Origin of the sequence: Kitasatospora sp. NBC_00070 (genome assembly GCF_045041205.1) — a bacterium.
Lineage (GTDB): Bacteria > Actinomycetota > Actinomycetes > Streptomycetales > Streptomycetaceae > Kitasatospora.
In genome coordinates, this window is sequence record NZ_CP108247.1 from 5,163,827 (window position 1) to 5,176,169 (window position 12,343).

Below are 12,343 nucleotides of genomic sequence, written 5' to 3' on the forward strand. Positions count from 1 at the left end.
ACTGGGGGGTCCGCAGCACCCGGCCCAAGGGTTACGGTCGAGGTGCGCCGGCGTCGCCCCGAGTGCGGCGGGCCGGTGGTCACCCCGAAGGGGGTGGCGCGGAGACGGTCACAATCTGGGAGGGCCCCGTTGAGTTCGGCCACCAAGGACGTACCCGGTACCACCCCGACGGTCGCCCGCCAGGGCAGCCGTCCGACGGTGCGGGCCGCCTCGGGGCGGCGCCCGAACCACAACCGGGGGGCCGAGCCCGCCGATCTGCGCAAGCTGCTCGGTGCGCTGACCGCGATGCGGGACGGCAACTTCCGGCGGCGGTTGACGGTGCCCGGCGACGGGCCGCTGGCCGAGATCGCGGCGGTCTTCAACGAGGTGGCCGAGCGCAACCAGCACCTGACCGGTGAACTGGCCCGGGTCCGGCGGGCGGTGGGCCGGGAGGGGCGGCTCTCCGAGCGGCTGGAGAGCGGGGTCGGCGAGGGCGCCTGGATGGCGGCGGTCGACAACTGCAACGCGCTGATCGACGACCTGGCCCGCCCGATGGCCGAGGTCGGCCGGGTGCTCACCTCGATCTCCGAGGGCGACCTGGACCAGCGGATGGAGCTGCGCTCGGTCCACACCAACGGGGCCAGCCACCCGCTGCGCGGCGAGTTCCTCAAGGTCGGCCGGACGGTGAACGGGCTGGTGGACCAGCTGTCCGAGTTCACCGACGAGGTGACCCGGGTGGCCATCGAGGTGGGCACCGAGGGCAAGCTCGGCGGTCAGGCCAGGGTGCGCGGTGCGACCGGCAGTTGGAAGGACCTGGCCGACTCCGTCAACACCATGGCCGGCCGGCTGACCGCTCAGGTGCGCAACATCGCCGAGGTGACCACGGCGGTCGCCAAGGGCGACCTCTCGCACAAGGTCACGGTGGACGTGGCCGGCGAGATGCTGGAGCTGAAGAACACCGTCAACACGATGGTGGACCAGCTCAACGGCTTCTCCGCCCAGGTGACCCGGGTGGCCCGTGAGGTGGGCACCGAGGGCCGGCTCGGCGGGCAGGCCAAGGTGCCGGGCGTGGCCGGGGTCTGGCGCGACCTCACCGACTCGGTGAACTTCATGGCCAACAACCTGACCGCCCAGGTCCGGAACATCGCCGAGGTGACCACGGCGGTCGCCAAGGGCGACCTCTCGCGCAAGATCGAGGTGGACGCCCGGGGCGAGATCCTGGAGCTGAAGAACACCATCAACACGATGGTCGACCAGCTCTCCGGCTTCGCCGAGCAGGTCACCCGGGTGGCCCGCGCGGTCGGTACCGAGGGCATCCTCGGCGGCCAGGCCCAGGTGCCCGGGGTGGCCGGGGTCTGGAAGGACCTGACCGAGAACGTCAACTCGATGGCCAACAACCTGACCAGTCAGGTGCGGAACATCGCCCAGGTCACCACGGCCGTGGCGAAGGGCGACCTGTCGCAGAAGATCAAGGTCGATGCGCGCGGCGAGATCCTGGAGCTGAAGAACACCATCAACACGATGGTCGACCAGCTCGGGGCGTTCGCCGACGAGGTCACCCGGGTCGCCCGGGACGTCGGCACCGAGGGCATCCTCGGCGGCCAGGCCAGCGTGCCCGGGGTCTCCGGCACCTGGAAGGACCTCACCAACAGCGTCAACCTGATGGCCAACAACCTGACCAGCCAGGTACGCAACATCGCCGAGGTGACCACCGCCGTGGCCCGCGGCGACGTCTCCAAGAAGATCACCGTCGACGCCCGGGGCGAGATCCGCGAGCTGGTGCTCACCGTCAACACCATGGTCGACCAGCTGTCCGCCTTCGCGGACGAGGTGACCCGGGTGGCCCGCGAGGTGGGCACCGAGGGCATCCTCGGCGGGCAGGCCCGGGTGAGCGGGGTCTCCGGGATCTGGCGGGACCTCACCGACAACGTCAACTTCATGGCCTCCAACCTGACTTCACAGGTCCGGAACATCGCCGAGGTGGCCACCGCGGTGGCCCGGGGTGACCTGTCCAAGAAGATCACCATCGAGGCGCAGGGCGAGGTCGCCGCCCTGGCGGGCACCCTGAACACGATGGTCGACCAGCTGTCCGCGTTCGCCGTCGAGGTGACCCGGGTGGCCCGCGAGGTGGGTACCGACGGCATCCTGGGCGGCCAGGCCGGGGTGCCGGGTGTGGCCGGCATCTGGAAGGACCTGACCGACAACGTCAACCAGATGGCCAACAACCTGACCGGTCAGGTCCGGAACATCGCCCTGGTGATCACCGCCGTCGCCCGCGGCGACCTGTCGCAGAAGATCGACGTGGACGCCCGGGGCGAGATCCTGGAGCTCAAGACCAGCATCAACATCATGGTCGACCAGCTCGGCGCCTTCGCCGACGAGGTCACCCGGGTGGCCCGCGAGGTCGGCACCGACGGCCGGCTCGGCGGCCAGGCCCGGGTGCCCGGGGTGGACGGCACCTGGCAGGACCTCACCGTCTCGGTGAACGAACTCGCCGACAACCTGACCCGCCAGGTCCGCGCGATCGCCCAGGTCGCCACCGCGGTGACCCGCGGCGACCTCAGCCTGCGGATCGACGTGGACGCGTCCGGAGAGCTCGACGAGCTCAAGGACAACATCAACCAGATGATCGCCAACCTGCGCGAGACCACCAGGACCAACCAGGAACAGGACTGGCTGAAGACCAACCTGGCCCGGATCTCCGGTCTGCTCCAGGGCCGCCGCGACCTGGAGGCGGTCGCCGCCCTGATCATGACCGAGCTCACCCCGGTGGTCTCGGCCCAGCACGGCGCCTTCTTCCTGGCCCAGCCGGCCGGCCGGACCGCCGAGCTGATCACCGAGGACGACGACGAGAACGACACCGTGCTGCGCCTGATCGGCAGTTACGGCTACCAGCGCCGCTCGATGCCGACCACCTTCCGCCCCGGCGAGGGCCTGGTCGGCCAGGCCGCGGTGGAGAAGCGCTCGATCATGCTCAAGGAGACCCCGCCCGGCTACCTGAAGATCGCCTCCGGCCTGGGCGAGGCCAGCCCGGCGCACGTGGTGGTGCTGCCGGTGCTGTTCGAGGGCCGGCTGCTCGGCGTGATCGAGCTGGCCACCTTCTCCTCCTTCACCACCGTCGCCATCGACTTCCTGAACCAGATCGCCGACCTGATCGGCGTCACCGTCAACACCATCAGCGTCAACACCAAGACCGAGGGCCTGCTGCTGGAGTCCCAGCGGCTCACCGCCGAACTCTCGATGCGCTCGGCCGAGTTGGAGGCCCGCCAGGAGGAGCTGGAGCGGACCAACGAGGAGCTCCAGGAGAAGGCCGAGCAACTCGCCCAGCAGAACCGGGACATCGAGATCAAGAACAGCGAGATCGAGGAGGCCCGGCAGGTCCTGGAGGAGCGCGCCGAGCAGCTCGCGCTGGCCTCGCGCTACAAGAGCGAGTTCCTCGCCAACATGTCGCACGAGCTGCGCACCCCGCTCAACTCGCTGCTGATCCTGGCCAAGCTGCTCTCCGACAACAACGAGGGCAACCTCTCCTCCAAGCAGGTCGAGTTCGCCGAGACCATCCACGGCGCCGGTTCCGACCTGCTCCAGCTGATCAACGACATCCTCGACCTGTCCAAGGTCGAGGCGGGAAAGATGGACGTCCGCCCGGCCAAGATCGCGCTGGTCCAGCTGGTCGACTACGTCGAGGCCGCGTTCCGCCCGCTCACCGCGGACAAGAACCTGGACTTCGCGGTGGTGGTCTCGCCGGACCTGCCGGTCACCCTGCACACCGACGAGCAGCGGCTCCAGCAGGTGCTGCGCAACCTGCTGTCGAACGCGGTCAAGTTCACCGACAGCGGCGCGGTCGAGCTGCGGATCCGCCGGGCCGACGGCGCCGTCCCGCTGCACGTCCGGGAACAGCTGCTGGAGAACGGGGTGATCAGCGACCCGGACGAGCCGCTGATCGCCTTCTCGGTCTCCGACACCGGGATCGGCATCCCCGGCAACAAGCTCCGGGAGATCTTCGAGGCGTTCAAGCAGGCCGACGGCGGCACCAGCCGCAAGTACGGCGGCACCGGGCTGGGGCTCTCGATCAGCCGGGAGATCGCCCGGCTGCTCGGCGGCGAGATCCATGCCGAGAGCGAGCTCGGCGAGGGTTCCACCTTCACCCTCTACCTGCCGCTGCGCAGCGAGGCGCCGGACGCCTCCGGCCAGGACCGGCAGCTGCTGCCGGTCCGCGCCACCATCGCGGTCACCCCGGTCGGCACGCCCGTCCCGATCGGCGAGAACCCGGCCGAGCACTGGGCCCAGGAGGTCCGCGAGCTGGCCGAGGTCCGCCGCCGGGGCGCGGCCGAACGCCGCCGGGCCGCCGCCCAGGAGGCCGAGCCGACGCCCCGTCAGGAGCCGGCCGGCACCGTGCCCGCGCAGTTCCAGGGCCGGTTCGACGGCGAGCAGGTGCTGATCGTGGACGACGACATCCGGAACGTCTTCGCGCTCACCAGCGTGCTGGAGCAGTACGGCCTGACCGTGCTGTACGCGGAGAACGGCCGCGAGGGCATCGAGGTGCTGGAGCAGCACGAGGACGTGGCACTGGTGCTGATGGACATCATGATGCCGGAGATGGACGGCTACGCGACCACCGAGGCGATCCGCCGGATGCCCCAGTACGCCGGGCTGCCGATCATCGCGCTCACCGCGAAGGCGATGAAGGGCGACAAGGAGAAGAGTCTGGAGGCGGGTGCGACCGACCACGTCACCAAGCCGGTCGAGACCGATCACCTGCTGGCGGTGATGCGCCACTGGCTGCCTTCCGCCAAGGGCAGGTAACCGCCGGGGGCGCGCTCTCCCACCGCACTGGCGGGTTCGGACGGGAACCGGGTAAGGTCGCGCATCGTTGCGAACAGTGACCGAACGGTGACGTGGTGCTCCGGCGCCGCTGTGTGCTTCGGCACTGTCGCGCTGCCGATCGCCGGGAGCGACGTGGCGGGCGAGGGGGTGCGGCTAGCATGACCGGGGCAGTGGTGGGCGGCGCGAAGGCGGCCGCCATCGGCAGACAACCGGCAGGAGGGCGGGTCGTGGTGCAGAAAGCGAAGATCCTCCTGGTCGACGACCGGCCGGAGAACCTGCTGGCGCTGGAGGCGATCCTCTCCGCGCTCGACCAGACGCTGGTCCGGGCCGCGTCCGGTGAGGAGGCGCTCAAGGCGCTGCTCACCGACGACTTCGCGGTGATCCTGCTGGACGTCCAGATGCCCGGCATGGACGGCTTCGAGACCGCCTCGCACATCAAGCGGCGGGAGCGGACGCGGGACATCCCGATCATCTTCCTGACCGCGATCAACCACGGTCCGCACCACACCTTCCGCGGCTACGCGGCCGGTGCGGTCGACTACATCTCCAAGCCCTTCGATCCCTGGGTGCTGCGGGCCAAGGTCTCGGTCTTCGTCGACCTCTACGTGAAGAACTGCCAGCTCAAGGAGCAGGCCGCGCTGCTCCGCCTCCAGCTGGAGGCCGGCGAGACCCCGGTGCTCGGCGAACTCTCCGCCCGCCTCGCAGCGGTCGAGGAGCAGGCCGAAGCCCTGGCCAAGCAACTCGACGGCACGGCCGACACCGCGGTCGCGGCCACCGCGGCCAACCTGGAACGCAAGCTCGCCGGCCTCCGCAAGGCCCTCGACGCCCTGCGTCCCGGCGCCGCCTAGCTCTCTCACGGGCGCTCGGGGCTACGGTCCAGGGGCTCGGGGAACTGCGAGGAGATCTGGCGTTCGGGTCACTGCGAAAGTGCCCGACCACCCACGGACGTTGAACGCTCCAGAGGTCGGCGTCGCAGTTCTCCGAGCCCCTGGTGGTTGCCCCAGGGGGCGTGCGCGGGGCGCTGTGCGCCCTGAGTGTGCGTCAGGAACGGGGCCGGACACACCGGGAGAGTCGCTCACATGTCCAGTGGCCCCGCCCCCCGGTAGGCTGCTGTCCCATGGCCACACGTACGCCCGGCGCGGCAGCGCGCACCCCGAAGCCCGGGCCGGCCAAGAAGGCCCCGGCCAAGAAGGCGCCCGCGAAGAAGGCGGCGGCCCCGGCGGCGAAGAAGGCCCCGGCCAGGAAGGCGGCGGCCAGACCGCCCGCCGCCCCGCCGCCGCCCCCGCCGAAGCCGATACTCTTCCGCGCCGTCCGCGCCGTCTGGCTGGGCCTGGCGCACGCCGTCGGCGCCCTGTTCCGCGGCTTCGGCGACGGCGCGAAGAACCTGCCCCCGGCGCACCGCAAGGACGGCGTCGCACTGCTGCTGCTCGCGCTCGCCCTGGTGACCGCCGCCGGGACGTGGTTCAGCCCGCAGGGGTGGCTCGGCGAGGCGGCGATCGCCGTGGTGTCGGGGCTGTTCGGCCGGGTCGACGTGCTGGTCCCGTTCCTGCTCGCGGCGGTCGCCGTCCGGCTGATGCGGCACCCCGAACTCCCGGAGGCGAACGGCCGGATCGCGGTCGGGCTGAGCGCGCTGGTGGTCGGCGTGCTCGGGCTGGTGCACATCGGCTGCGGCGCACCGAGCATGGGCAGCGGCGCGACCCGGATGCGGGCGGCCGGCGGGATCGTCGGCTGGGCCGCGTCCACCCCGATGATGGCCGCCGCCGGACCGCCGCTGGCCGTGCCGCTGCTGCTGCTGGTCGCCTTCTTCGGCCTGCTGGTGGTCACCGCCACCCCGGTCAACAAGATCCCCGAGCGGCTGCGCGGCCTGGGCCAGAAACTCGGCGTGGTGGAGGGCCCGGCGGACCAGGACACCCCGGAGCACGAGCGCGAGTACTCCACCGCGCCGCCCGAGGACGCCGACCCGGACGCGCTGCCGTACACCGTGGAGGCCCCCGAGGACGAGATCGGCGCCCGGCGCCGCCGTCGGCGCAGGAAGTCCGAGGAGCCCGCGCCGGAGCCGCTGACGGAGGACCAGGACCCGTACCAGACCAGGGACATCGCGGCCGGGGTGGCCGCCGACCTGGACGGTGCGCTGCTCTACGGCGTGCCCGCCTCCCCGGCGGTGGCGAGCATGCTGCACCAGGTCAAGGACAACACCGCCCCGCCCGAGGAGCTCGCGGTGCCGGCCGCCCGCGCCTCCGACGCCCCGGACGGCCACGGCGAGGCCCCGGCCCGGATGGAGCAGCTCCAGCTGGCCGGGGACATCAGCTACGCGCTGCCCTCGCTGGACCTGCTGGAGCGCGGCGCCCCCGGCAAGGCCCGCAGCGCGCTGAACGACGAGGTGGTGGCCCAGCTCAGCGGCGTGTTCACCGAGTTCAAGGTGGACGCCAAGGTCACCGGCTTCACCCGGGGCCCGACGGTCACCCGGTACGAGGTCGAGCTCGGCCCGGCCGTGAAGGTGGAGCGGATCACCGCGCTGGCGAAGAACATCGCCTACGCGGTGGCCAGCGCGGACGTCCGGATCATCAGCCCGATCCCCGGCAAGTCGGCGGTCGGCGTGGAGATCCCGAACCGGGACCGCGAGATGGTCAACCTGGGCGACCTGCTGCGCTCGCGCACGGCCGCCGAGGACATGCACCCGCTGATGGTCGGCATGGGCAAGGACGTCGAGGGCCACACCGTGATGGCCAACCTGGCGAAGATGCCGCACATCCTGGTGGCCGGCGCCACCGGCGCGGGCAAGTCCTCCTGCATCAACTGCCTGATCACCTCGGTGCTGGTGCGCTCCACCCCGGACGAGGTGCGGATGGTGCTGGTCGACCCCAAGCGGGTCGAGCTGACCGCGTACGAGGGCATCCCGCACCTGATCACGCCGATCATCACCAACCCGAAGAAGGCGGCCGAGGCGCTGCAGTGGGTCGTGCGCGAGATGGACATGCGCTACGACGACCTGGCGGCGTTCGGCTTCCGGCACGTGGACGACTTCAACGCGGCGGTGAAGGCCGGCACCCTGAAGCCGCCGCTGGGCAGCGAGCGGGAGCTGACGCCCTATCCGTACCTGCTGGTGATCGTCGACGAGCTGGCCGACCTGATGATGGTCGCCCCGCGCGACGTCGAGGACTCGGTGGTCCGGATCACCCAGCTGGCCCGGGCGGCCGGCATCCACCTGGTGCTGGCCACCCAGCGGCCCTCGGTGGACGTGGTGACCGGTCTGATCAAGGCCAACGTCCCGTCCCGGCTGGCCTTCGCGACCTCCGCGATGATGGACTCACGGGTCATCCTGGACCAGCCCGGCGCGGAGAAGCTGATCGGCAAGGGCGACGCGCTGTTCCTGCCGATGGGCGCCTCCAAGCCGGTCCGGATGCAGGGCGCCTTCGTCACCGAGGCGGAGATCGCCCGGGTGGTCCAGCACTGCAAGGACCAGCTGACGGCCCGTTACCGCGAGGACGTGGTGGTCGGCGGCGGTCCGAAGAAGGAGATCGACGAGGACATCGGCGACGACCTCGACCTGCTGGTCCAGGCGGTCGAGCTGGTGGTCTCGACCCAGTTCGGCTCCACCTCGATGCTGCAGCGCAAGCTCCGGGTCGGCTTCGCCAAGGCGGGCCGGCTGATGGACCTGATGGAGTCACGTGACATCGTCGGTCCGAGCGAAGGTTCGAAGGCACGGGACGTGCTCGTCAAGCCGGACGAACTCGACGCCGTCCTGCTCACACTGAGAGGGTGAGGTCGTCCTCTCCTCACTCGTTCGGGGGAGGGGAACCATCGGCCGAACGGGTACGTCCCACCGTGCACGGCACCCCGATCCTGCTGACCCGGTGTCAGCAGGGGCGGTCGGTGCCGCACGTTCGGGCCTCTCCGCTTGAGAAAGCCTCCCGGCCCACCCCTAGACTGTCTTCTCAGCAGGTGGCCAACGCTCGAAAGGCGCGCCCAGTGACCATCGGCAAGTCCTCGCCCCGCGACAACCGCCGGTCCTCCGCCCCCGACCCCCAGGCCGGGCCGCAGGCCGCCCCGGAGCCGGTGGTCGAGCTGCCCGCGATCGGCCGGGTGCTCGCCGACGCCCGTCGGCAGGCCGGGCTGACCATCGATCAGGTCAGTGGTGACACCCGGGTCCGGGTGCCGATCCTGCACGCCATCGAGGAGGACGACTACTCCCGCTGCGGCGGCGACTTCTACGCCCGGGGCCACATCCGGGCGTTCGCCAAGGCGGTCGGGGTGGACGGCGAGGCGTTGGTCGCCCAGTACGACGCCGCGCACGGGGGTGCCCCCTCGGCGCAGCGGCCGACCCAGCTGCTGGACACCGGCCCGATCAAGGTCACCGACCACCGCCGTCCGAACTGGACGGCCGCCATGGTGGCCGCGATCGTCGCGGTGGTCGCGCTGATCGGCTTCAACCTGTTCTCCGGCGAGAAGACCGTCACCACCGCGGGCTCGGCCAGCGCCCCGCTGCCCACCGCCTCGGCGTCCGCCTCACCCTCGGTGCAGCCCCCGGCGCCCGCGCCGAGCGTCCAGGCGATCGCGGCCGCCCCGGCCGACAAGGTCACCGTCAAGCTGGTGGCCGAGGGCGGCACCAGCTGGGTCACCGCGACCGACGGCGCCGGGAAGTCGCTGTTCCAGAACAACCTGGAGCAGGGCGGCGCGCAGACCTTCACCGACCCCAAGCAGATCAAGCTGGTGATCGGCAACGCGGGCGCCGTACACCTGTACGTCAACGGCAAGGACCTCGGCCCGGCCGGCCAGGACGGCCAGGTCAAGCACCTCACGTACACCCCCGGCGACCCGCAAGCGGGTTAAGGCCCCCCGACCGACCGCGGGGCCTCTTCACAACAATCCGCCCTTGATCCGGCGCGCGCGGACTCCGGGGCGAACGGCACCGGGGGCCGCGCGTTAACCTTGTCCCTATGCCTGAACGCCGTACTGTCGCCCTTGTCACGCTCGGATGCGCCCGCAACGAGGTGGACTCCGAGGAACTCGCCGGGCGACTGGAGGCGGACGGCTGGCTGCTGGTCGAGGACGCCGCCGACGCCGACGTCGCCGTGGTCAACACCTGCGGGTTCGTCGAAGCCGCCAAGAAGGACTCCGTCGACGCCCTGCTGGAGGCCAACGACCTCAAGGGTCACGGCCGGACCCAGGCCGTGGTCGCGGTCGGCTGTATGGCCGAGCGCTACGGCAAGGAGCTCGCCGACGCGCTGCCCGAGGCGGACGGGGTGCTCGGTTTCGACGACTACACCGACATCTCCAGCCGGCTCCAGACCATCCTGTCCGGCGGCAACATCGAGGCCCACAAGCCCCGGGACCGCCGCACGCTGCTCCCGCTCACCCCGGTGGCCCGGCAGGCCGCGGCCGCCCAGGTGGCGCTGCCCGGCCACGGTGCCCCCGCGGACCTGCCCGAGGGCGTCGCCCCGGCGTCCGGCCCGCGCACCCTGCGCAAGCGGCTGGACGACAGCCCGGTCGCCTCGGTCAAGCTGGCCTCCGGCTGCGACCGGCGGTGCTCGTTCTGCGCCATCCCCGCCTTCCGCGGCTCGTTCATCTCCCGCCGCCCGTCCGACGTGCTGGGCGAGGCCCAGTGGCTGGCCGAGCAGGGCGTCACCGAGACGGTGCTGGTGAGCGAGAACAACACCTCGTACGGCAAGGACCTGGGCGACATCCGCCTGCTGGAGACCCTGCTGAGCGAGATCGCCGCCGTGGACGGCATCCGCCGGGTCCGGGTCAGCTACCTGCAGCCCGCCGAGATGCGCCCCGGCCTGATCGACACGATGACCACCACCCCCGGCGTGGTGCCGTACTTCGACCTGTCCTTCCAGCACTCGGCCCCGGCCGTGCTGCGGAAGATGCGTCGCTTCGGCAACACCGAGCAGTTCCTCGAGCTGCTCGCCACCATCCGCTCCAAGGCCCCGCAGGCCGGTGCCCGGTCCAACTTCATCGTCGGTTTCCCCGGCGAGAGCGAGCAGGACTTCGCCGAGCTGGAGCGCTTCGTCACCGAGGCCGGCCTGGACGCGATCGGGGTCTTCGGCTACTCCGACGAGGACGGCACCGAGGCCGCGACCTTCGACGGCAAGCTGTCCGAGGACGTGGTGGCGGACCGGCTGGCCAGGCTCACCAAGCTGGCCGAGGAGATGACCGCCCAGCGCGCCGAGCAGCGGATCGGCACCGAGGTCGAGGTGCTGGTCGAGTCGGTCGAGGACGGCGTGGTCGAGGGCCGGGCGGCCCACCAGGCCCCGGAGACCGACGGTCTGACCACCCTGCTGGGCGCCGACGACGCGGAGATCGGCCAGTACTACCGGGCCACCGTGGTCGGCACCGAGGGCGTCGACCTGGTGGCCGAGGCGCTGGAGCGCGTGGGGGTCGAGGCATGACCAGAGGGCCAGGCGCCTCCGCCCCGGCCCAGCCGACGGGCGCCACGGACACGCCGCCCGTCCCCTCCCTGTGGAACATCGCCAACGTGCTGACCATGATCCGGCTGTTGCTGGTCCCGGTCTTCGTGCTGCTGCTGTTCGCCGACGGGGGCCACGACCCCAAGTGGCGCTCGGTCGCCTGGGCCTCGTTCGCGATCGCGATGATCACCGACCTGTTCGACGGCGAGCTGGCCCGGCGCAAGGGCCTGGTCACGGACTTCGGCAAGATCGCCGACCCGATCGCCGACAAGGCCATCATGGGCGCCGCCCTGATCAGCCTGTCGATCCTCGGCGACCTGCCCTGGTGGGTCACCGTGGTGATCCTGGCCCGCGAGCTCGGCATCACCCTGATGCGGTTCTGGGTGATCCGCTACGGCGTCATCCCGGCCAGCCGGGGCGGCAAGCTCAAGACCCTCACCCAGGGCATCGCGATCGGCATGTACGTGCTGGAGCTGACCGGCTGGCTGGCCACCGGGCGGGCGCTGCTGATGGGCCTGGCGGTGCTGCTCACGCTCGGCACCGGGCTGGACTACGTCCGGCAGGCGGTCGTGCTGCGCCGGGCCGGGCAGGCGAAGGAGGCCGGGTGACCGGCTCCCGGCCGGCCGCCGACCTGCACCGGGCGCTCCGCGACCGGGGCGCCACGCTGGCCGTCGCCGAGTCGCTGACCGGCGGTCTGCTGTCGGCCGCCCTGGTCGACGTCCCGGGGGCCTCGGCGACCTACCGGGGCGGCGTGACCGCGTACGCCACCGAGCTCAAGGCCGGGCTGCTGGGCGTGGACGAGGGCCTGCTCGCGGTGCACGGCCCGGTCCACCCCGTGGTGGCCCGGCAGATGGCCCAGGGCGTCCGGCGGCTGCTCGGAGCCGACTACGGCCTGGCGACCACCGGCGTGGCCGGTCCGGCGGAGCAGGACGGCCGCCCGGTCGGCACCGTCCACCTCGGCTGGGCCGGACCCGACGAAGCAGGGACGGATTCGCTCCTGTTGTCAGGAACACGTGAAACAATCCGGCAGGACACCGTGCGGGCGGCCCTGCGGCTGATGCTGGGTCACCTAGCGCGTTGAGCCCGTCCTGTGCTGAGCTTTCGGCGAAAAAGCCGTTGAACCACCCGGC

7 protein-coding genes are annotated in these 12,343 nt (G+C 71.5%); all 7 read left to right on the plus strand.

What is annotated here, in order from left to right:
• Positions 1–285 precede the first annotated feature (285 nt).
• Positions 286–4,782 carry a HAMP domain-containing protein gene (locus tag OHV05_RS23650; protein ID WP_405021527.1) on the plus strand — a complete coding sequence of 1,499 codons (4,497 nt, stop codon included), beginning with the start codon at positions 286–288 and terminating at the stop codon, positions 4,780–4,782.
• A 248-nt stretch (positions 4,783–5,030) separates the two neighbouring features.
• On the plus strand, positions 5,031–5,651 hold the full coding sequence (locus OHV05_RS23655) for a two-component system response regulator (protein ID WP_403046259.1): 621 nt from the start codon (positions 5,031–5,033) through the stop codon (positions 5,649–5,651).
• A gap of 269 nt (positions 5,652–5,920) precedes the next feature.
• Entirely contained in the window at positions 5,921–8,566 is a 2,646-nt protein-coding gene (locus OHV05_RS23660) for a DNA translocase FtsK (RefSeq protein WP_405019425.1), read from the plus strand.
• Positions 8,567–8,772: 206 nt separating this feature from the next.
• Positions 8,773–9,633, plus strand: a complete 861-nt coding sequence (locus OHV05_RS23665; protein ID WP_405019426.1) for a helix-turn-helix domain-containing protein — start codon at positions 8,773–8,775, stop codon at positions 9,631–9,633.
• A 107-nt stretch (positions 9,634–9,740) separates the two neighbouring features.
• Positions 9,741–11,195, plus strand: a complete 1,455-nt coding sequence (gene rimO / locus OHV05_RS23670) for a 30S ribosomal protein S12 methylthiotransferase RimO (RefSeq protein ID WP_405019427.1) — start codon at positions 9,741–9,743, stop codon at positions 11,193–11,195.
• Positions 11,192–11,821 (plus strand): CDP-diacylglycerol--glycerol-3-phosphate 3-phosphatidyltransferase, encoded by a 630-nt coding sequence (gene pgsA / locus OHV05_RS23675; RefSeq protein WP_405019428.1) that lies wholly within the window; start codon positions 11,192–11,194, stop codon positions 11,819–11,821. Before rimO ends, pgsA begins: the two co-directional genes overlap by 4 nt.
• Positions 11,818–12,294, plus strand: a complete 477-nt coding sequence (locus OHV05_RS23680) for a CinA family protein (protein WP_405019429.1) — start codon at positions 11,818–11,820, stop codon at positions 12,292–12,294. Before pgsA ends, OHV05_RS23680 begins: the two co-directional genes overlap by 4 nt.
• Positions 12,295–12,343 lie beyond the last annotated feature (49 nt).